Here is a 17,261-nt window from a genome sequence, read left to right as displayed (position 1 = left end):
ATTCGTCTAACTCCTGGTCAGAATTTCGGGAAGGTCAGAAGGACTCGTCTTCGCTGCCGCCGTAGAAGTGGGCGCCGTCGAAACCGGGCACCGAATCCTTGAGCGACAGACCGAGCGAGATGAGCTTGTCGCGCACCTCGTCGACCGACTTCTGGCCGAAGTTGCGGATGTTCATGAGCTGCGTCTCCGAGAGGGCGACGAGCTCGGACACTGTGTTGATGCCCTCGCGCTTGAGGCAGTTGTACGAGCGCACGGACAGGTCGAGGTCCTCGATCGGCATCGACAGCTCGCTGGAGGCGACAGCTTCCACCGGTGCGGGGCCGATCTCGATGCCCTCGGCCTCGACGTTCAGCTCGCGGGCGAGACCGAACAGCTCGGTGAGGGTCTTCGCAGCCGAGGCGACGGCGTCGCGCGGGCTGATCGAGGACTTGGTCTCGACATCCAGGACGAGCTTGTCGAAGTCGGTGCGCTCGCCGGCACGGGTGGCGTCGACGCGGTAGCTGACCTTGAGGACCGGCGAGTAGATCGAGTCGATCGGGATCTGACCGGCCTCGGCGTACTCGTTGCGGTTCTGCGTGGCCGAGACGTAGCCGCGGCCGCGCTCGATCGTGAGCTCCAGTTCGAACTTCGCGGTGTCGTTCAGGGTCGCGATGACGAGCTCGGGGTTGTGCACCTCGACACCGGCCGGAGCCGAGATGTCGGCTGCGGTGACCTCGCCGGCGCCGGTCTTGCGCAGGTAGGCCGTGATGGGCTCGTCACGCTCGCTGGAGACGACCAGCTGCTTGATGTTGAGGATGATCTCGGTGACATCCTCCTTCACGCCGGGGATGGTGCTGAACTCGTGCAGCACGCCGTCGATGCGGATGCTGGTGACAGCAGCGCCGGGGATCGACGAGAGCAGGCTGCGACGCAGCGCGTTGCCGATGGTGTAGCCGAAACCGGGCTCGAGCGGCTCGATGATGAACCGGCTCCGGTTCTCGACGATCTTTTCCTCGGTCAGTGTGGGACGCTGTGCGATGAGCACTGTGTGTTCCTTTCGATCACATGCCCGCTATATGACATGTGGTGGGTGAGGTTCTTGAGTTGTGGAAACCTGCGGCGAGGATGCCGGTTGCTTCGACGGGCCGCTGAGCCCGTCGAAGCACCGGCATCCTCGAACGAAATCAGACGCGACGGCGCTTCGGCGGACGGCAGCCGTTGTGAGCCTGGGGCGTGACGTCCTGGATCGAACCGACCTCGAGGCCAGCGGCCTGCAGCGAGCGGATCGCGGTCTCGCGGCCCGAACCCGGACCCTTCACGAGCACGTCGACCTTCTTGACGCCGTGCTCCGCAGCCTGGCGGGCGGCCGACTCGGCGGCCATGCCTGCGGCGTACGGGGTCGACTTGCGCGAGCCCTTGAAGCCCACGCCACCCGACGATGCCCACGCGATGACAGCGCCGGTCGGGTCGGTGATCGAAACGATCGTGTTGTTGAACGTCGACTTGATGTGGGCCTGGCCCAGCGCGATGTTCTTCTTTTCCTTGCGGCGCGGCTTGCGCGCGGCGGCCTTGGGTGCAGCCATGAAAGTTTTCTCCTATTCCCTGGCCGCTGCTTAGCGGGCCTTCTTCTTACCGGCGACGGTGCGCTTCGGGCCCTTGCGGGTACGGGCGTTGGTCTTGGTGCGCTGGCCGCGGACCGGAAGACCACGACGGTGGCGGATGCCCTCGTAGGAGCCGATCTCGACCTTGCGGCGGATGTCTGCGGCGACCTCGCGGCGCAGGTCACCCTCCACCTTGTAGTTGCCTTCGATGTGATCGCGCAGTGCGATGAGCTGGTCGTCGCTCAGGTCCTTCACGCGGATCGACTCGTCGATCTCGGTGGCCTTGAGGATCTCGACCGAACGGGTACGGCCAACGCCGTAGATGTATGTAAGTGCGATCACCACGCGCTTATCGCGCGGGATGTCAACGCCGGCAAGACGTGCCATGCGAATCTCCTGAAATGTGATGGAGGTGTGGAGCAGGATCGGTGCCCGGGCCTCCGCCCCGAGGTGTCCCCCACCGGAGTGGGTTCTGATCCTGCCTGTGTGTATTGAGTTGTGGAGTCAGATCCGGAAGATCAGCCCTGGCGCTGCTTGTGGCGCGGGTTGCTCTTGCAGATCACCATGACGCGGCCGTGACGGCGGATCACCTTGCAGTGATCGCAGATGGGCTTGACGCTGGGGTTGACCTTCATGATGTTTCCTGTTCGCTGTCTTCACCGGGCAGGCGTGATCGCCTGGGGCGTTACTTCTCGACCGATCAGCGGTAGCGGTAAACGATGCGGCCGCGGGTCAGATCGTAGGGGCTGAGCTCCACGACCACGCGGTCCTCGGGGATGATGCGGATGTAGTTCTGCCGCATCTTTCCGGAGATCGTTGCAAGAACCTTGTGTCCGTTGGTGAGCTCGACGCGGAACATCGCGTTGGGCAGCGCCTCGGACACGACGCCCTCGATTTCGATGACACCGTCTTTCTTAGCCATAAACTCGCTGACGCTTCTGCAGATCGGCCGATCTGCGGTGGATGGATGGGTTGGATGCGCACCTTAGCCGGACACGCCGAACTAGGCGCAAAGCACCAAAGATCAATATTAGACGACGGCGGCGCATCCGGCAAATGGGATGCGCCGCCGTCGTGTCGATCCGGGGTGGAACCGGGCGGTGGCGTGCCTCAGCCGAGGATCTCGGCGAAGCGGGTACCGATGTCGGCGTTGCTGATGCGGTCACCGTCGATCGCGACGGTCGGCGTGCCGACGCGCCCGGTCTCGGGGTCCGGCGGCGTGTTCGCGACCTGGTCCTGCGCGAACTTCATGTACGTGCCGTCGGCGATGCAGTCGGCAGCCGCGCCTGCGCCGGCCTGCTCGGCGAACCCGGCGAGCTGCTCGTCGGTGAGGCCGGTCGTGTTCTCCTCCGGCTGGTTCTCGAAGAGGAGGTTGAAGTAGTCCAGCGCCGCGTCCGGTGCCTCGGCGGCGACGCAGTACATCGAGCTGGCGGCACGGGACGAGTACTCGGTCCCCTGCGACGCGTCATCCAGGATGGAGATCGGGTGAATGTTCAGCGTGATCGTGTCGTTCGCCGCGGCATCCTGAAGCGCAGCGCCGTACGCGTCCTCGAAGTCACCGCAGATCGGGCACATGAAGTCGACGTACGTGTCGATCGTCGTGTCGCCCTCGCCGAACGAGATCGCGCCCGTGTCGCCGTTCACGATGCCGGCGGTCTCGGGTGCGGTTCCCGGGGCCGTGGCCTGGTTGTTCAGGAACACGACGACGCCGCCGAGTGCCACCAGGACGACGACCACAGCGGCCGAGATCCAGATGGCGAACCAATTGGTCTTGCCCTGCGCTGCTGCCATTGCTTTCCCGTTCTCTCGAGACGCGCGCGATCGCGCGGTCCACAGTTCGAAGTCCTCCGGCGCGCACAGCGCCCCCTCAATCCTGCCGCCCCATCCTATGCGCCCGTTGTGAACCCCCTATCCCCCCGTCCCGCCTCCCGTCCCTCCTCCCCGCGCGAGAAACCATTCGGCGCGCGAGAAACCATTCGGCGCGCGAGAAACCATCGCAGGTCTGGTTTCTCGAGCGTGAATTGGTTTCTCGAGCTCTGTGCACTCGCCCTCCACAGAGCGACGAGAAGCGGCGTTGTCCACCGAACGTGGGATTGCACTCTCCGACGCGGCACGATGTCTGGATGCCGTTGCTTCTTGCCGATCGCGCGATGACGTCATCTCCCCTGCCGTTGATGACAGCATCCGAAGCCAGGATGCTGGGTCATGACGTCTCCTCGCCCCGGTGGCAGCGCGTGCGACACGGCATCTACGTGGACCGGGTCGCGTTCGAGGAACTGCCGCCATGGCGCAAGTACGCGGTCCGCGTGCATGCATTCGCTCGGATGCATCCGGACGCTGTGCTGTGCCTGGAATCGGCGGCCGTAGTCCTCGGACTCCCGCTGTTCGATGAGGCGCGCGACATCCACGTGTACGACCCCGACCGCGGTTCATCTCGGCGTTTCGGCGATGTGTGCGTGCATACCAGCGCGGACCCCCGCCAGGTCGTCCAAGTGGATGGAGTCTTCGTCACCGGGCTCCTCGACACCACGATCGATCTCGCGCGCGTGCTGCCGCCGGCATTCTCGCTGGCTGTCGTAGACGCGGCGATCGCTCCTGCGCAGGGCGGGACGCTGACGGCGGCGACGCTTCAGGAGCACGCCTCCGCCCAACAGAATCAGCGTGGTGCCGTCCAACTGCGCTGGCTGTGGGCGCACGCGGATCCTCGCTCGGAATCATCCGGCGAGAGCCTCAGCCGCGCCGTGATCGCGTGGTGCGGATTTCCCGCACCCGTGCCGCAGGCCACCTTCCACTACGACGGCTGCACGGATCGTGTCGACTTCCTCTTCGAGGACACGAAAACCATCGGCGAGTCCGACGGGTGGGGCAAGTACAAGATGGAGCAGGACCCCACGCGGGCGGCCGAGCTTCTCAAAGACGAGAAGCGCCGTGAAGATCGACTACGTCGCCGCGGTCATCCCTTCGCTCGTTGGGAGCTGAAGGATGTGTTTCGCGTGACTCCGCTGGGTGACGCCCTGCATGCGGCATCCGTCCAGCGTGTTCGACCGAGCGAGCCGGGGATGCTTGCGACGCTGCGAGACCGACGCCGCCAGGCACAGAGGTCAGGGCGCTAGGCGCGAAGGCCAGTATGCGCTGCCGGCGAGAAACCACTTCACGCGCGAGAAACCATCTCTGCTGCGGTTTCTCGCGCCGCGATTGGTTTCTCGCCGGAACTCAGCTGGTTTCTCGCGAACCGCGTGCCGAGCGCCGGGAGCGAACTACGCGATGGGGGTCGGCACGACGCCGAAGGGCGCGAGGCCAGCGGCACCGCCGTCAGCCGCCGTCAGCACCCAGATGCCGTCAGCGTGCAGTGCGACGCTGTGCTCCCAGTGCGAGCCGTCGCTGCCGTCGACCGTCGACACGGTCCAATCGTCGTCCTCCACGAACGTGGCCTCGCCGCCGGCGGTCACCATCGGCTCGATGGCGAGCACCAGTCCGGGCTTGACCTCTGCCCCGGCATCCGGTGTCCGGTAGTTGAAGACGCTGGGGGCCTCGTGCATCTTGCGACCGATGCCGTGGCCGACGTACTCGCGCAGGATGCCGTAGTCCCCCTGCGCCTCGATGTAGTCCTGGATCGCCGCGCCGATGTCGCCGAGATGCCGAGCCGACGCCATGGCGGCGATGCCCGCCCACATCGATCCCTCGGTCACGCGGGACAACTCGAGCCGTGAAGCCACCACCTCAGGCCGGGACGCGTCCGGGACCACGAACGTCCGCGCGCTGTCGCCGTTCCACCCCTGGTACTGCGCCCCGCTGTCCACCGACACGATGTCGCCCGGCTCCAGCACCCGGGATCCGGGGATGCCGTGGACGACCTGCTCGTTGACCGAGATGCAGGTGGTGTGACTGTACCCGCGCACGAGCTTGAAGTTCGACTCCGCCCCGCGAGCGAGCACGGCGGCAGATGCCGCGGCATCCACGTCGGCCGTCGTCGCGCCCGGCGCGATGGCCGCGGCTGCCGCATCCAAGGATGCCGCGGTGATGAGACCGGGTTCGACCATCGCGCGCAGCTGCGCGGGGGTCTTGTAGATCGAGCGGCGGAACACGCTCAGACCGTCACGCGCAGGCCGCGTGCGTCCAGCGCAGCGGAGATGCGCTCGGTGATCTCGTCGAGTTCGCCTGTGCCGTCGATCCGGTCGACGATACCGCGCTCCGAGTACGTCGAAAGGATCGGAGCCGTCTCGTGCTCGTAGATGTCCAGGCGGTGCGCGATGGCCTCGGCCGTGTCATCCGAGCGGCCCTGCTCCGCAGCGCGCAACTGCAGGCGCTCGATGCTCTCCTCGCGCGGGACGTCGAGCAGGATGACGGCATCCAGCGCCTCGCCGCGCGACGACAGGAACTGCTCGAGGTGCTGGACCTGAACCGCGTTGCGCGGATATCCGTCGAGCAGGAAGCCGTGGGCGGCGTCCTCCTGCGACAGCCGGTCGCGCACGATCTCGCTGGTCAGCTCGTCCGGGACGAGATCGCCTCGGTCGAGGATCGAGGTGACCTGCTTGCCCAGTTCGGTGCCGCCCTTGATGTTCGCGCGGAAGATGTCGCCGGTGGAGATCACCGGGATGCCGAACGCCGATGCGATGCGCACACCCTGCGTGCCCTTGCCGGAGCCCTGCGGGCCGACGATGAGGAGACGTGCGGATGATGTCATCGGAGGAGCCCTTCGTAATGGCGCTGCTGAAGCTGAGCGTCGATCTGCTTGACCGTCTCGAGACCCACACCGACGATGATGAGGATCGACGCGCCGCCGAACGGGAAGTTCTGGTTCGCGCCGACAGTGGCCAGCGCCACCAGCGGGATGAGAGCGATCAGACCCAGGTAGATGGAACCGGGGAACGTGATGCGCGTCAGCACGTAGTCGAGGTACTCGGCCGTCGGGCGACCCGCACGGATGCCGGGGATGAACCCGCCGTACTTCTTCATGTTGTCGGCGACCTCGACGGGGTTGAAGGTGATCGCGACGTAGAAGTAGGTGAAGCCGATGATCAGCAGGAAGTACGCCAGCATGTACAGCGGGTGATCGCCCGTCGTGAAGTACTGCGAGATCCACGTGACCCACGCGGCCGGCTCCGTGCCGTCCTGCGGGGTGTTGAACTGCGCGATGAGCATCGGGATGTACAGCAGCGACGACGCGAAGATCACCGGGATGACACCGGCCATGTTCACCTTGATCGGGATGTACGTGTTGGTGCCGCCGTACGTGCGACGGCCGACCATGCGCTTGGCGTACTGCACCGGGATGCGGCGCTGCGACTGCTCGACGAAGACGACGAGCCCCATCACGACGATGCCGACGGCGAGGACGAGCAGGAACACCTCGAGGCCCTTGGCCTCGAAGATCATCCACATCGAGGTCGGGAAGGTCGCGGCGATCGAGGTGAAGATGAGCAGGGACATGCCGTTGCCGATGCCGCGCTCGGTGACGAGCTCGGCGAACCACATGATGAGGCCGGTTCCGGCTGTCATCGTGATGATCATCAGCAGCTGCGCCCACCACACGTCGTTGGTCAGCAGGTTCTGGCAGGCTGCGATGTCGGTGGTGCCGAACAGCTGGCCGCTTCGCGCCACGGTGACGAGCGTCGTCGACTGCAGCAGCGCCAGGGCGATCGTGAGGTACCGCGTGTACTGCGTGAGGCGCGCCTGACCGGACTGCCCCTCCTTGTGCAGGGTCTCGAAGTGCGGGATGACGACGCGCAGCAGCTGGGTGATGATCGTGGCCGTGATGTACGGCATCACGCCCAGCGCGAAGATCGACAGCTGGAGCAGCGCCCCGCCGGAGAAGAGGTTGACCAGGCTCAGCAGGCCCTCGGTGCCCGAGGTGGCGGCGATGCACTGCTCGACGTTCGGGAAGTTCACGAACGGAGCAGGGATGTGCGAGCCGAACCGGTACAGGGCGATGATCGCCAGGGTGAAACCGATCTTCCGACGCAAGTCGGGCGTGCGGAAGATCCGCGCAATGGCGCTAAACAAGGGATTTCCTCCAGAAAGGTCGCCGTCGACAGGCAGACGGCCGAAAGACCAGAGTAACGCACAGAGGGGCCGGAGAATTCTCCGACCCCTCTGAACTGTGGTTACTTGACGGAACCGCCGGCCGCCACGATCTTCTGCTCGGCAGAACCCGAGACCTTGTCGACCGAGACGGTGAGCTTCACCGCGATGTCCCCGTTACCGAGGACCTTGACCTTCTCGTTCTTGCGAACGGCACCCTTGGCGACGAGGTCGCTGACGGTGACGTCTCCACCCTTGGGGTAGAGCTCGGCGAGCTTCTCCAGGTTCACGACCTGGTACTCGACGCGGAACGGGTTCTTGAAGCCGCGCAGCTTCGGGGTGCGCATGTGCAGCGGCATCTGCCCACCCTCGAATCCGACGCGCACGGTGTTGCGGGCCTTGGTGCCCTTCGTGCCGCGACCGGCGGTCTTGCCCTTGGAGCCCTCACCGCGACCGACACGGGTCTTCGCGGTGTTGGCGCCGGGGACCGGACGCAGGTGGTGCACCTTCAGGACGCCGGGACGCGTGGTCTCGGCTTCCTTCTTGGCGGCGGGCTTCTTGGCAGCCGGCTTCTTGGCGGCCGGAGCCTTCTTCTCGGCCGTGGCGGCCTTCGAAGCGGCAGCCTTGGGGGCGGCCTTCTTCGGGGCCTTCTCGGCCTCGACGGCTTCGTTCTTCTCAGCCATTAGTCGATCTCCTCAACCTTGACGAGGTGGGCGACGGTCCGGACGTAACCGCGCGTCTGCGCGTCGTCGGGGCGGACGGTGGTGTCACCGATCCGCTTCAGACCGAGGCTGCGCAGCGTGTCGCGCTGGTTCTGCTTCTCGCTCACCTTGGACTTGATCTGCGTGACCTTGAGGCGCGCAGCCATCAGGCACCTACCTTCTGCGCTGCGGCCGCCTCGGCCTCCGCGCGGACGAGACGCGCCGGTGCGACCTGGTCGAACTCGAGGCCACGACGTGCGGCGACCGCACGGGGCTCCTCGAGCTGCTTCAGGGCGGCAACGGTCGCGTGCACGATGTTGATCGTGTTCGACGAGCCGAGCGACTTCGACAGCACGTCGTGGATACCGGCGCACTCGAGCACGGCGCGAACCGGACCACCGGCGATGACACCGGTACCGGCAGCGGCCGGACGAAGCAGCACGACACCGGCCGCGGCCTCACCCTGCACAGGGTGCGGGATGGACTTCGCGACGCGGGGAACGCGGAAGAAGTTGCGCTTGGCCTCTTCGACACCCTTCGAGATGGCCAGGGGCACCTCACGGGCCTTGCCGTAGCCGACGCCGACCAGACCGTTGCCGTCTCCGACGACCACGAGGGCGGTGAAGCTGAAGCGACGTCCACCCTTCACGACCTTGGAGACGCGGTTGATGGTCACGACGCGCTCGAGGAACTGGTTGTCGCCACGGTCGCGCGAGTTGCGGTCACGGCCACCCTGGTTGCGGTCACGACCGCCGCGGCGGCCTTCGCGCTGCGGCTCAGCCTGCGTGGTGCCTGCGGCCGTCTCGGAAGTGGCAGGTGCCGCTTCGGTCACTTCGTTCTCCTTGTTGTCACTCACAGTGCCAGCCCCCCTTCACGGGCGCCATCGGCGATCGCCGCGACACGACCCGCGTAGCGGTTGCCACCACGGTCGAACACGGCCTCGGTGAAGCCGGCGGCCTTCGCGCGCTCGGCGAGCAGCTCGCCGACCTTGCGGGCCTTGGCGGTCTTGTCGCCTTCGAAGCCACGAAGGTCGGTCTCGAGCGTGGATGCCGAGGCGACGGTGAAGCCCTTGCTGTCGTCGACCAGCTGGACGAAGACGTGACGGGCGGAGCGGTTCACGACGAGGCGCGGACGCTGCTCGGTGCCGACGATCTTCTTGCGAAGACGGGCGTGACGACGCGCGCGGGCGTCAGACTTTGACTTGAGAGCCATGGTTACTTACCACTCTTTCCGGCCTTGCGACGCACGACCTCGCCCGCGTAGCGGACACCCTTGCCCTTGTACGGCTCAGGCTTGCGGATCTTGCGGATGTTCGCAGCTGCCTCGCCGACAGCCTGCTTGTCGATGCCACTGACCGTGAGCTTGTTGTTGCCCTCGACCGTCAGGGTGATGCCGGCGGGCGGGTCGATCAGGACCGGGTGCGAGAAGCCGAGTGCGAACTCGACCGAGCCGCCCTTCTGCTGCACGCGGTAACCGGTGCCGACGACCTCGAGGCCCTTGGTGTAGCCCTGGGTGACGCCGATGATGTTGTTGTTGATGAGCGTGCGGGTCAGGCCGTGAAGCGACCGCGACTCGCGCTCGTCGTCGGGACGGGAGACGAGAACCTGGTTCTCCTCGACCGCGACCTCGATGGGGCTGGCCACCGTCAGGGTGAGCTCACCCTTGGGGCCCTTCACCGCGACCACACGGCCGTCGACCGAAATGGTCACGCCCGCGGGGATCTCGATGGGAAGTCGTCCAATACGCGACATTTTCGTATCACCACACGTAGGCGAGAACTTCTCCGCCCACGCCCTTCTGCTCTGCCTGACGGTCGGTGAGAAGACCGGAGGAGGTGGACAGGATGGCCACGCCGAGGCCGCCGAGGACCTTGGGCAGCTCCGTGGACTTCGCGTAGACGCGGAGGCCGGGCTTCGAGACGCGCTTGATGCCGGCGATGGAGCGCTCACGGTTCGGACCGTACTTGAGCGACAGCGTGAGGTTCTTGCCGACGCGGGCGTCGGTGACCTCCCAGCTGGAGATGTAGCCCTCCTGCTGGAGGATCTCAGCGATGTGCGTCTTCAGCTTGCTCGACGGAAGCGTCACGGAGTCGTGGTGTGCCGAGTTCGCGTTGCGCAGACGGGTCAGCATGTCTGCGACCGGGTCTGTCATTGTCATTGTGTTCTTCTTTCAGTCATGAGGTTCCGGCTGCCGTTACACGACAGACGGCCTGCGATGAGCACGCAATCTTCAATTGTACGGCACGCGGGGAGGGCCGCCTTGCGACGGACCCTCCCCGCGTCACCGCATCACGCCTGTGCGTCGTCGGTCTTGAACGGGAAGCCGAGGTGGCGCAGAAGCGCGCGGCCCTCGTCATCCGTCTTGGCCGACGTCACCACGGTGATGTCGAAGCCGCGGACGCGGTCGATCTTGTCCTGATCGATCTCGTGGAACACGCTCTGCTCCTGGAGACCGAACGTGTAGTTGCCGTTGCCGTCGAACTGCTTGCCCGAGAGGCCGCGGAAGTCGCGGATACGGGGCAGCGCGAGCGAGACCAGGCGGTCGATGAACTCCCACGCACGGTCGCCACGGAGGGTGACGTGCGCGCCGATGGCCTGACCCTCGCGCAGCTTGAACTGCGCGATGGACTTGCGGGCCTTCGTGACGATCGGCTTCTGGCCGGTGATCTTGGTGAGGTCTTCGACCGCACCATCGATCACCTTGCTGTCACGGGCAGCCTCACCGACACCGGTGTTGACGACGACCTTGACGATGCCGGGGATCTGCATCACGTTCTCGTAGCCGAACTCGTCCTGCAGCTTCTGCTGGATCTCGGCCTTGTACTTCTGCTTCAGGCGCGGCTGGATCTTGCCAGCCGGCGCGGCAGTGTCGGTGCTCATCAGAGGTCCTTACCTGACTTCTTCGCGTAGCGCACGCGGACGGTGCGCTTCACGCCGTCCTTGGTCTGCTCCTCGACGCGGTGGCCGACGCGGGTCGGCTTCTTCGTCGAGGGGTCGATGACCTGGACGTTGGAGATGTGGATGGGAGCCTCGATGGTCTCGATGCCGCCCGTCTTCGTGCCGCGCTGCGTCTGGCCGACGCGCGTGTGCTTGGTGACGTAGTTGACGCCCTCGACGATGACGCGGTTCTCGGCCACGAGGACCTCGAGAACCTTGCCCTGCTTGCCGCGGTCGCCGCCCTTGTCCTGCTTGCGGCCCGTGATGACCTGAACCAGGTCGCCCTTCTTGATGTTCGCCATGATCAAATGACCTCCGGGGCGAGCGAGACGATCTTCATGAACTTCTTGTCACGAAGCTCACGACCGACCGGCCCGAAGATACGGGTGCCGCGGGGCTCCCCGTCGTTCTTCAGGATCACGGCGGCGTTCTCGTCGAACTTGATGTACGAGCCGTCGGGACGACGCGTCTCCTTCTTGGTGCGGACGATGACCGCCTTGACGACGTCGCCCTTCTTCACGTTGCCGCCCGGGATCGCGTCCTTGACGGTCGCGACGATGGTGTCACCGAGGCCGGCGTAGCGACGGCGCGAGCCGCCGAGGACGCGGATGGTGAGCAGTTCCTTCGCGCCGGTGTTGTCGGCGACCTTGAGGCGGGACTCCTGCTGAATCACTTGGCCTTCTCCAGAATCTCAACCAGACGCCAGCGCTTGGTGGCGCTGAGCGGCCGGGTCTCGTTGATGAGGACCAGGTCGCCGATGCCGGCGGTGTTGCCCTCGTCGTGCGCCTTCACCTTGGAGGTGCGGCGGATGACCTTGCCGTACAGCGGGTGCTTCACGCGGTCCTCGACCTCGACGACGATGGTCTTGTCCATCTTGTCGCTGACGACGTAGCCGCGGCGTGCCTTGCGGTAACCGCGGGCGTCCGCGTCGCGCACGTCGTGCGCAGCGTGCTCAGCCTCGACGGCGGCTTCCTTCTTGGTAGCCATTACTCGGCCTCCTCCTTCGGCGCGTCAGCCGTGTCGGCCTTCTTCGCCTTTGCCTTGGACGCCTTCTTCGCCGGAACCTCGACCGGAGCGGGCGTCGCACGGATGCCCAGCTCGCGCTCGCGGATCACGGTGTACAGGCGCGCGATGTCGCGCTTGACGGCGCGGATGCGGCCGTGGCTCTCCAGCTGACCGGTGGCCGACTGGAAACGGAGGTTGAACAGCTCCTCCTTGGCCTTACGCAGCTCCTCGACGAGGCGCTGGTCTTCGAACGTGTCGAGCTCGCTGGGAGCGAGCTCCTTGGTGCCGATCGCCATTACGCGTCGCCCTCCTCGCGCTTGATGATGCGTGCCTTGAGCGGCAGCTTGTGAATGGCACGGGTCAGGGCCTCGCGAGCGAGCTGCTCGCTGACACCGGCGACCTCGAAGAGGACGCGACCCGGCTTGACGTTTGCGACCCACCACTCGGGGGAGCCCTTACCGGAACCCATGCGGGTTTCGGCCGGCTTCTTCGTGAGCGGACGGTCGGGGTAGATGTTGATCCACACCTTGCCACCGCGCTTGATGTGACGGGTCATCGCGATACGAGCGGACTCGATCTGACGGTTCGTCACGTAAGCGGGGGTCAGCGCCTGGATACCGTACTCGCCGAAGGAGACCTTCGTGCCGCCGGTTGCCTGGCCGCTGCGACCCGGGTGGTGCTGCTTGCGGAACTTGACCTTACGGGGAATAAGCATCAGGCAGACGCTCCTTCTGCGACGGGGGCCTCGTTGCGAGGGCCACGGCGACGGTCGCCACCGCGGTCGTCACGACCGCGCGACTTGGGCGCGTTGGCCTGCTCGCGAGCGAGTTCCTTGTTGGTGAGGTCACCCTTGTAGATCCAGACCTTCACGCCGATGCGGCCGAAGGTGGTCTTGGCCTCGTAGAAGCCGTAGTCGATGTTCGCGCGCAGCGTGTGCAGCGGCACACGACCCTCGCGGTAGAACTCCGACCGGCTCATCTCGGCGCCGCCGAGACGGCCGGAGACCTGGATGCGGATGCCCTTGGCGCCGGCGCGCTGAGCGCCCTGCAGACCCTTGCGCATCGCGCGGCGGAACGCCACACGAGCAGAGAGCTGCTCGGCGATGCCCTGCGCGACGAGCTGAGCGTCGGCCTCGGGGTTCTTGACCTCGAGGATGTTCAGCTGGATCTGCTTGCCGGTGAGCTTCTCGAGGTCGCCGCGGATGCGCTCGGCCTCTGCTCCTCGACGACCGATGACGATGCCAGGGCGCGCGGTGTGGATGTCCACACGCACGCGGTCGCGGGTCCGCTCGATCTCGATGTTGCTGACACCGGCGCGATCCAGCTGCGTCTTCAGCAGGTTACGGATCTTGATGTCCTCGGCGACGTAGTCCGCGTAGCGCTGACCCGGCTTCGTCGAGTCAGAGAACCAGCGCGAGACGTGGTCGGTGGTGATACCGAGGCGGAAGCCGTACGGGTTTACCTTCTGTCCCATTACTTGCTCGCCTTCTTCTTGCTGTCACCCTCGGCCGCGGCAGCGACCTCCGGCGTCGAGAGCACGACCGTGATGTGGCTCGTGCGCTTCTTGATCTGGAAAGCGCGACCCTGTGCACGGGGGCGGAAACGCTTGAGCGTCGTGCCCTCGTCGACGTAGGCGTTAGCCACGTACAGGTCCTGCTCGTCGAGGTATTCGCCGTCACGATCCGCCTTCACCTGCGCGTTGGCGATAGCCGACGCGACAAGCTTGTAGATCGGCTCACTGGCGCTCTGCGGTGCGAACTTCAGGATCGCCAGAGCTTCCTGGGCCTGCTTGCCCTTGATGAGCGCGACGACACGACGAGCCTTCTGAGGGGTCACGCGGATGTGTCGCACGCGTGCGATGGACTCCACCATTTCTCTCTCCTCTATCGCCCCCGCGTCAGCGGCGGCGGCCCTTCTTGTCGTCCTTCTCGTGGCCGCGGAAGGTGCGGGTGGGCGCGAACTCGCCCAGCTTGTGACCGACCATGGTCTCGGTCACGAACACAGGGATGTGCTTGCGACCGTCGTGGACGGCGATGGTGTGTCCCAGCATGGCGGGGATGATCATCGAGCGTCGCGACCAGGTCTTGATGACGTTCTTCGTGCCGGCTTCGTTCTGCACGACCACCTTGCGAAGCAGGTGCTCGTCGACGAAGGGGCCCTTCTTAAGACTGCGAGGCATCTTCTCTTACTCCTACTTGCGCTTCTTGCCGGCGTTACGACGACGCACGATGTACTTGTCGCTTTCCTTGTTGGCGTGGCGGGTGCGACCCTCAGCCTGGCCCCAAGGAGTGACGGGGTGACGTCCACCGGACGTCTTGCCCTCTCCACCACCGTGCGGGTGGTCGACCGGGTTCATGGCGACACCGCGGACGGTCGGGCGGACGCCCTTCCAGCGCTTGCGGCCGGCCTTGCCCCAGTTGATGTTCGACTGCTCGGCGTTGCCGACCTCGCCGATGGTGGCGCGGCAGCGTGCGTCGACGTTGCGGATCTCGCCCGACGGCAGACGGAGCTGCGCGTAGGGACCGTCCTTGGCGACGAGACGCACCGAGGTGCCGGCCGAACGAGCCAGCTTCGCGCCGCCGCCGGGGCGGAGCTCGATCGCGTGGATCACGGTACCGGTGGGGATGTTCTTCAGCGGCAGGTTGTTGCCCGGCTTGATGTCAGCCGATGCACCCGACTCGATGATGTCGCCCTGGCTCAGCTTGTTCGGCGCGAGGATGTAGCGCTTCTCGCCGTCGAAGTAGTGCAGCAGTGCGATGCGTGCGGTGCGGTTGGGGTCGTACTCGATGTGAGCGACCTTGGCGTTGACGCCGTCCTTGTCATTGCGACGGAAGTCGATGACACGGTACTGGCGCTTGTGGCCACCACCGATGTGACGGGTCGTGATGCGGCCCTGGTTGTTACGGCCACCGGTCTTCGACAGGGGACGCAGCAGCGACTTCTCGGGCGTCGATCGGGTGATCTCGGCGAAGTCGGCCACCGACGAACCGCGACGACCCGGGGTCGTGGGCTTGTACTTGCGAATAGCCATGATTGTCCTTTATCCCCCGGATCAGCCGATTGCCGTGAAGATGTCGATGGTGCCCGACTTCAGGGTGACGATGGCGCGCTTGGTGTCCTTGCGCTTGCCGGTGCCGAAGCGGGTGCGGCGGGCCTTGCCGACGCGGTTGATCGTGTTGACCGCTGCGACCTTGACGTTGAAGATCTTCTCGATGGCGAGCTTGATCTCCGTCTTCGAGGCGCGCGGGTCGACGAGGAACGTGTACTTGCCCTCGTCGATGAGCGAGTAGCTCTTCTCGGACACGACCGGCTTCAGAATGATGTCGCGCGGGTCCTTGTTGAGAGCGGTCGTCAGGACGGTTGCCTGCTCGGTCATGCCGAGACCTCCTCGGTTGCGCCGGTCTTCGAAGCGATGAACGCCTCGAGTGCGGCCTTGGTGAAGACGATGTCGTCGGAGACGAGCACGTCGTAGGCGTTGAGCTGGTCGTAGGTGAGCCAGTGCACGTTCGGCAGGTTGCGAACGGACTTCAGCGTCACCTCGTCGTCACGCTGGGTGACGACCAGGACGTTCTTCGGGCCGGCGACCTGGGCGAGCAGGCTCGCGGCGGTCTTGGTCGAAGGAGCGGAGTCGATGCCGAAGGTCTCGACTGCGTGCAGACGCTCGCCGCGGAAGCGATCGCTCAGCGCACCCAGCAGGGCGGCCGCGATCATCTTCTTGGGGGTGCGCTGCGCGTAGTTGCGCGGCTTCGGACCGTGGACGATGCCACCACCGGTCATGTGCGGCGCGCGGATGGAACCCTGACGGGCGTTACCCGTGCCCTTCTGCTTGAAGGGCTTGCGGCCGGCACCGGAGACCTCACCACGACGCTTGGTCGAGTGGGTGCCCTGACGCGCAGCGGCGAGCTGTGCGACGACGACCTGGTGGATCAGCGGGATGTTCGTCTTGACGTCGAAGAGCTCGGCGGGCAGCTCGATGGAGCCGGCCTTCTTGCCGTCGGCCTTCAGGACGTCGAGCGCGAGAGTCGAGTCAGCCATGTTCAGGCACCCTTCACTGCGTTGCGGACGTAGACGACGCGGCCACGTGCACCGGGGACGGCGCCCTTGACGAGCATGAGTCCCTTCTCGGCGTCGATGGCGTGCACCGTGAGGTTCAGGACGGTCACGCGCTCGCCACCCATACGGCCGGCCATGCGCATGCCCTTGAAGACGCGGCTCGGGGTCGACGATGCGCCGATGGAGCCGGGCTTGCGGTGGTTGCGGTGTGCACCGTGCGATGCGGAGACGCCCTTGAAGTTGTGACGCTTCATGACACCCGCGGTGCCCTTGCCCTTACTGGTGCCGACGACGTCGACCAGCTGGCCGGCCTCGAAGAGGCCATCGACCGTGAGCTCCTGGCCGAGCGCGTAGTCAGCGGCATCCGCGGTGCGGATCTCGGTGACGTGGCGACGCGGCGTGACGCCAGCGGCCTCGAAGTGAGCGGTCAGGGGCTTGTTCACCTTGCGGGGGTCGATCTGGCCCGCGGCGATCTGAACGGCGTTGTAGCCGTCCTTCTCGGGGGTGCGGACCTGCGTGACCACGTTGGGTGCGAGCTCGATGACGGTGACGGGAACGATCTTGCCGTTCTCGTCCCACACCTGCGTCATGCCGAGCTTGGTGCCCAGCAGACCCTTGGAAATCTTTGCGTTGATGTCAGCCATGTCGATCCTCAGAGCTTGATCTCGATGTTGACGTCAGCCGGCAGGTCGAGACGCATCAGCGAGTCGACGGCCTTGGGCGTCGGGTCGACGATGTCGATCAGACGCTTGTGGGTGCGCATCTCGAAGTGCTCGCGGCTGTCCTTGTACTTGTGGGGCGACCGGATGACGCACACGACGTTCTTCTCGGTCGGAAGCGGCACGGGGCCGACGACGGTTGCGCCCGCACGGGTCACAGTGTCGACGATCTTGCGCGCCGACGTGTCGATGACCTCGTGGTCATACGACTTCAGGCGAATGCGGATCTTCTGTCCCGCCATTGTCT

30 protein-coding genes are annotated in these 17,261 nt (G+C 65.7%); 1 reads left to right on the top strand and 29 read right to left on the bottom strand.

From position 1 onward, the window contains the following. Nucleotides 1–34: 34 nt before the first annotated feature. The 6 genes from M2317_RS07010 to M2317_RS06985 all read right to left on the bottom strand — a co-directional run bounded on the left by M2317_RS07010 (nucleotide 35) and on the right by M2317_RS06985 (nucleotide 3,371). Nucleotides 35–1,024, bottom strand: a complete 990-nt coding sequence (locus M2317_RS07010; protein ID WP_264157007.1) for a DNA-directed RNA polymerase subunit alpha — start codon at nucleotides 1,022–1,024, stop codon at nucleotides 35–37. Between the two features lie 139 nt (nucleotides 1,025–1,163). Next, on the bottom strand, nucleotides 1,164–1,562 hold the full coding sequence (gene rpsK, locus M2317_RS07005; protein ID WP_376180669.1) for a 30S ribosomal protein S11: 399 nt from the start codon (nucleotides 1,560–1,562) through the stop codon (nucleotides 1,164–1,166). Between the two features lie 30 nt (nucleotides 1,563–1,592). Beyond that, the gene (gene rpsM / locus M2317_RS07000; RefSeq protein WP_017829190.1) at nucleotides 1,593–1,967 is read right to left on the bottom strand and encodes a 30S ribosomal protein S13; all 375 of its coding nucleotides are present in this window, start codon (nucleotides 1,965–1,967) and stop codon (nucleotides 1,593–1,595) included. A 131-nt stretch (nucleotides 1,968–2,098) separates the two neighbouring features. Further along, the gene (rpmJ, locus tag M2317_RS06995) at nucleotides 2,099–2,215 is read right to left on the bottom strand and encodes a 50S ribosomal protein L36 (protein ID WP_005050492.1); all 117 of its coding nucleotides are present in this window, start codon (nucleotides 2,213–2,215) and stop codon (nucleotides 2,099–2,101) included. A 65-nt stretch (nucleotides 2,216–2,280) separates the two neighbouring features. Further along, on the bottom strand, nucleotides 2,281–2,502 hold the full coding sequence (infA, locus tag M2317_RS06990) for a translation initiation factor IF-1 (RefSeq protein WP_005050493.1): 222 nt from the start codon (nucleotides 2,500–2,502) through the stop codon (nucleotides 2,281–2,283). Between the two features lie 188 nt (nucleotides 2,503–2,690). Then, on the bottom strand, nucleotides 2,691–3,371 hold the full coding sequence (locus tag M2317_RS06985) for a DsbA family protein (RefSeq protein WP_429458617.1): 681 nt from the start codon (nucleotides 3,369–3,371) through the stop codon (nucleotides 2,691–2,693). 383 nt (nucleotides 3,372–3,754) lie between these two features. Here M2317_RS06985 and M2317_RS06980 point away from each other — a divergent pair, with 383 nt between their 5' ends. Further along, the gene (locus M2317_RS06980) at nucleotides 3,755–4,693 is read left to right on the top strand and encodes a hypothetical protein (RefSeq protein WP_429458615.1); all 939 of its coding nucleotides are present in this window, start codon (nucleotides 3,755–3,757) and stop codon (nucleotides 4,691–4,693) included. A 144-nt stretch (nucleotides 4,694–4,837) separates the two neighbouring features. Here M2317_RS06980 and map read toward each other — a convergent pair whose 3' ends face one another. From map to rpsJ, 23 genes are all read right to left on the bottom strand, one after another. Then, nucleotides 4,838–5,665, bottom strand: coding sequence for a type I methionyl aminopeptidase (gene map, locus M2317_RS06975; RefSeq protein WP_429458613.1), 828 nt, complete (start codon nucleotides 5,663–5,665; stop codon nucleotides 4,838–4,840). A 2-nt stretch (nucleotides 5,666–5,667) separates the two neighbouring features. Further along, complete coding sequence (locus tag M2317_RS06970; RefSeq protein WP_429458611.1) at nucleotides 5,668–6,264, bottom strand: adenylate kinase; 597 nt, start codon at nucleotides 6,262–6,264, stop codon at nucleotides 5,668–5,670. Then, nucleotides 6,261–7,583, bottom strand: coding sequence for a preprotein translocase subunit SecY (gene secY, locus M2317_RS06965; protein ID WP_429458610.1), 1,323 nt, complete (start codon nucleotides 7,581–7,583; stop codon nucleotides 6,261–6,263). The genes M2317_RS06970 and secY overlap by 4 nt, the downstream gene beginning before the upstream one ends. A 101-nt stretch (nucleotides 7,584–7,684) precedes the next feature. Beyond that, nucleotides 7,685–8,284 carry a 50S ribosomal protein L15 gene (gene rplO / locus M2317_RS06960; protein ID WP_429458608.1) on the bottom strand — a complete coding sequence of 200 codons (600 nt, stop codon included), beginning with the start codon at nucleotides 8,282–8,284 and terminating at the stop codon, nucleotides 7,685–7,687. After that, the gene (gene rpmD, locus M2317_RS06955; RefSeq protein ID WP_179432942.1) at nucleotides 8,284–8,469 is read right to left on the bottom strand and encodes a 50S ribosomal protein L30; all 186 of its coding nucleotides are present in this window, start codon (nucleotides 8,467–8,469) and stop codon (nucleotides 8,284–8,286) included. Before rpmD ends, rplO begins: the two co-directional genes overlap by 1 nt. Continuing rightward, on the bottom strand, nucleotides 8,469–9,158 hold the full coding sequence (gene rpsE / locus M2317_RS06950; RefSeq protein WP_429458605.1) for a 30S ribosomal protein S5: 690 nt from the start codon (nucleotides 9,156–9,158) through the stop codon (nucleotides 8,469–8,471). The genes rpmD and rpsE overlap by 1 nt, the downstream gene beginning before the upstream one ends. Next, the gene (rplR, locus tag M2317_RS06945) at nucleotides 9,155–9,514 is read right to left on the bottom strand and encodes a 50S ribosomal protein L18 (protein WP_429458603.1); all 360 of its coding nucleotides are present in this window, start codon (nucleotides 9,512–9,514) and stop codon (nucleotides 9,155–9,157) included. The genes rpsE and rplR overlap by 4 nt, the downstream gene beginning before the upstream one ends. 2 nt (nucleotides 9,515–9,516) lie before the next feature. Further along, on the bottom strand, nucleotides 9,517–10,053 hold the full coding sequence (rplF, locus tag M2317_RS06940) for a 50S ribosomal protein L6 (RefSeq protein WP_429458601.1): 537 nt from the start codon (nucleotides 10,051–10,053) through the stop codon (nucleotides 9,517–9,519). A 7-nt stretch (nucleotides 10,054–10,060) separates the two neighbouring features. Next, on the bottom strand, nucleotides 10,061–10,459 hold the full coding sequence (gene rpsH, locus M2317_RS06935) for a 30S ribosomal protein S8 (RefSeq protein WP_376180653.1): 399 nt from the start codon (nucleotides 10,457–10,459) through the stop codon (nucleotides 10,061–10,063). Nucleotides 10,460–10,590: 131 nt separating this feature from the next. After that, on the bottom strand, nucleotides 10,591–11,181 hold the full coding sequence (rplE, locus tag M2317_RS06930) for a 50S ribosomal protein L5 (RefSeq protein WP_429458599.1): 591 nt from the start codon (nucleotides 11,179–11,181) through the stop codon (nucleotides 10,591–10,593). Then, a complete protein-coding gene (gene rplX / locus M2317_RS06925; protein WP_243229792.1) occupies nucleotides 11,181–11,540 on the bottom strand; it encodes a 50S ribosomal protein L24 in 360 nt (119 codons plus the stop codon). The genes rplE and rplX overlap by 1 nt, the downstream gene beginning before the upstream one ends. Nucleotides 11,541–11,542: 2 nt before the next feature. Beyond that, nucleotides 11,543–11,911 carry a 50S ribosomal protein L14 gene (gene rplN, locus M2317_RS06920; protein WP_025102399.1) on the bottom strand — a complete coding sequence of 123 codons (369 nt, stop codon included), beginning with the start codon at nucleotides 11,909–11,911 and terminating at the stop codon, nucleotides 11,543–11,545. Continuing rightward, the gene (gene rpsQ, locus M2317_RS06915) at nucleotides 11,908–12,225 is read right to left on the bottom strand and encodes a 30S ribosomal protein S17 (RefSeq protein WP_429458596.1); all 318 of its coding nucleotides are present in this window, start codon (nucleotides 12,223–12,225) and stop codon (nucleotides 11,908–11,910) included. The genes rplN and rpsQ overlap by 4 nt, the downstream gene beginning before the upstream one ends. Further along, a complete protein-coding gene (rpmC, locus tag M2317_RS06910) occupies nucleotides 12,225–12,539 on the bottom strand; it encodes a 50S ribosomal protein L29 (protein WP_429458594.1) in 315 nt (104 codons plus the stop codon). Before rpmC ends, rpsQ begins: the two co-directional genes overlap by 1 nt. Continuing rightward, nucleotides 12,539–12,958, bottom strand: coding sequence for a 50S ribosomal protein L16 (gene rplP / locus M2317_RS06905; protein ID WP_264156993.1), 420 nt, complete (start codon nucleotides 12,956–12,958; stop codon nucleotides 12,539–12,541). Before rplP ends, rpmC begins: the two co-directional genes overlap by 1 nt. After that, entirely contained in the window at nucleotides 12,958–13,716 is a 759-nt protein-coding gene (gene rpsC / locus M2317_RS06900) for a 30S ribosomal protein S3 (protein WP_264156992.1), read from the bottom strand. The genes rplP and rpsC overlap by 1 nt, the downstream gene beginning before the upstream one ends. Further along, on the bottom strand, nucleotides 13,716–14,114 hold the full coding sequence (gene rplV, locus M2317_RS06895; protein WP_194421677.1) for a 50S ribosomal protein L22: 399 nt from the start codon (nucleotides 14,112–14,114) through the stop codon (nucleotides 13,716–13,718). Before rplV ends, rpsC begins: the two co-directional genes overlap by 1 nt. A 25-nt stretch (nucleotides 14,115–14,139) precedes the next feature. Beyond that, complete coding sequence (gene rpsS / locus M2317_RS06890; protein ID WP_120229702.1) at nucleotides 14,140–14,421, bottom strand: 30S ribosomal protein S19; 282 nt, start codon at nucleotides 14,419–14,421, stop codon at nucleotides 14,140–14,142. Nucleotides 14,422–14,433: 12 nt separating this feature from the next. Continuing rightward, entirely contained in the window at nucleotides 14,434–15,273 is an 840-nt protein-coding gene (gene rplB, locus M2317_RS06885; protein ID WP_264156991.1) for a 50S ribosomal protein L2, read from the bottom strand. Between the two features lie 21 nt (nucleotides 15,274–15,294). After that, complete coding sequence (gene rplW, locus M2317_RS06880; RefSeq protein WP_429458591.1) at nucleotides 15,295–15,618, bottom strand: 50S ribosomal protein L23; 324 nt, start codon at nucleotides 15,616–15,618, stop codon at nucleotides 15,295–15,297. Continuing rightward, complete coding sequence (gene rplD / locus M2317_RS06875) at nucleotides 15,615–16,277, bottom strand: 50S ribosomal protein L4 (protein WP_264156989.1); 663 nt, start codon at nucleotides 16,275–16,277, stop codon at nucleotides 15,615–15,617. The genes rplW and rplD overlap by 4 nt, the downstream gene beginning before the upstream one ends. A gap of 2 nt (nucleotides 16,278–16,279) precedes the next feature. Then, nucleotides 16,280–16,939, bottom strand: coding sequence for a 50S ribosomal protein L3 (gene rplC / locus M2317_RS06870; RefSeq protein WP_264156988.1), 660 nt, complete (start codon nucleotides 16,937–16,939; stop codon nucleotides 16,280–16,282). An 8-nt stretch (nucleotides 16,940–16,947) separates the two neighbouring features. Then, nucleotides 16,948–17,256: a 30S ribosomal protein S10 gene (rpsJ, locus tag M2317_RS06865; RefSeq protein WP_017201594.1), complete on the bottom strand. Its 309-nt coding sequence runs from the start codon at nucleotides 17,254–17,256 to the stop codon at nucleotides 16,948–16,950. Between the last annotated feature and the right edge of the window lie 5 nt (nucleotides 17,257–17,261).

Source organism: Microbacterium sp. ZKA21 (genome assembly GCF_050434165.1).
GTDB lineage: Bacteria > Actinomycetota > Actinomycetes > Actinomycetales > Microbacteriaceae > Microbacterium.
Note: the sequence above shows the minus strand (reverse complement) of the source record. Positions and strands in the feature narration are given on the sequence as shown.

Coding starts and splice junctions, on each gene's coding strand:
- rpsM (WP_017829190.1), bottom strand. CDS start 1,967: ATGGCACGTCTTGCCGGCGTTGACATCCCGCGCGATAAGCGCGTGGTG.
- rpmJ (WP_005050492.1), bottom strand. CDS start 2,215: ATGAAGGTCAACCCCAGCGTCAAGCCCATCTGCGATCACTGCAAGGTG.
- rplR (WP_429458603.1), bottom strand. CDS start 9,514: ATGGCTCTCAAGTCAAAGTCTGACGCCCGCGCGCGTCGTCACGCCCGT.
- infA (WP_005050493.1), bottom strand. CDS start 2,502: ATGGCTAAGAAAGACGGTGTCATCGAAATCGAGGGCGTCGTGTCCGAG.
- rpsC (WP_264156992.1), bottom strand. CDS start 13,716: ATGGGACAGAAGGTAAACCCGTACGGCTTCCGCCTCGGTATCACCACC.
- rplV (WP_194421677.1), bottom strand. CDS start 14,114: ATGGTGGAGTCCATCGCACGCGTGCGACACATCCGCGTGACCCCTCAG.
- M2317_RS06980 (WP_429458615.1), top strand. CDS start 3,755: ATGACAGCATCCGAAGCCAGGATGCTGGGTCATGACGTCTCCTCGCCC.
- M2317_RS06985 (WP_429458617.1), bottom strand. CDS start 3,371: ATGGCAGCAGCGCAGGGCAAGACCAATTGGTTCGCCATCTGGATCTCG.
- rplC (WP_264156988.1), bottom strand. CDS start 16,939: ATGGCTGACATCAACGCAAAGATTTCCAAGGGTCTGCTGGGCACCAAG.
- rplO (WP_429458608.1), bottom strand. CDS start 8,284: ATGGCTGAGAAGAACGAAGCCGTCGAGGCCGAGAAGGCCCCGAAGAAG.
- rpsJ (WP_017201594.1), bottom strand. CDS start 17,256: ATGGCGGGACAGAAGATCCGCATTCGCCTGAAGTCGTATGACCACGAG.
- rplW (WP_429458591.1), bottom strand. CDS start 15,618: ATGACCGAGCAGGCAACCGTCCTGACGACCGCTCTCAACAAGGACCCG.
- rpsQ (WP_429458596.1), bottom strand. CDS start 12,225: ATGGCTACCAAGAAGGAAGCCGCCGTCGAGGCTGAGCACGCTGCGCAC.
- rplE (WP_429458599.1), bottom strand. CDS start 11,181: ATGAGCACCGACACTGCCGCGCCGGCTGGCAAGATCCAGCCGCGCCTG.
- rplF (WP_429458601.1), bottom strand. CDS start 10,053: ATGTCGCGTATTGGACGACTTCCCATCGAGATCCCCGCGGGCGTGACC.
- rpmC (WP_429458594.1), bottom strand. CDS start 12,539: ATGGCGATCGGCACCAAGGAGCTCGCTCCCAGCGAGCTCGACACGTTC.
- rplD (WP_264156989.1), bottom strand. CDS start 16,277: ATGGCTGACTCGACTCTCGCGCTCGACGTCCTGAAGGCCGACGGCAAG.
- rpsS (WP_120229702.1), bottom strand. CDS start 14,421: ATGCCTCGCAGTCTTAAGAAGGGCCCCTTCGTCGACGAGCACCTGCTT.
- rpsK (WP_376180669.1), bottom strand. CDS start 1,562: ATGGCTGCACCCAAGGCCGCCGCGCGCAAGCCGCGCCGCAAGGAAAAG.
- rplX (WP_243229792.1), bottom strand. CDS start 11,540: ATGGCGAACATCAAGAAGGGCGACCTGGTTCAGGTCATCACGGGCCGC.
- rplP (WP_264156993.1), bottom strand. CDS start 12,958: ATGCTTATTCCCCGTAAGGTCAAGTTCCGCAAGCAGCACCACCCGGGT.
- M2317_RS06970 (WP_429458611.1), bottom strand. CDS start 6,264: ATGACATCATCCGCACGTCTCCTCATCGTCGGCCCGCAGGGCTCCGGC.
- rpsH (WP_376180653.1), bottom strand. CDS start 10,459: ATGACAATGACAGACCCGGTCGCAGACATGCTGACCCGTCTGCGCAAC.
- rpmD (WP_179432942.1), bottom strand. CDS start 8,469: ATGGCTGCGCGCCTCAAGGTCACGCAGATCAAGTCCAAGGTGAGCGAG.
- rplB (WP_264156991.1), bottom strand. CDS start 15,273: ATGGCTATTCGCAAGTACAAGCCCACGACCCCGGGTCGTCGCGGTTCG.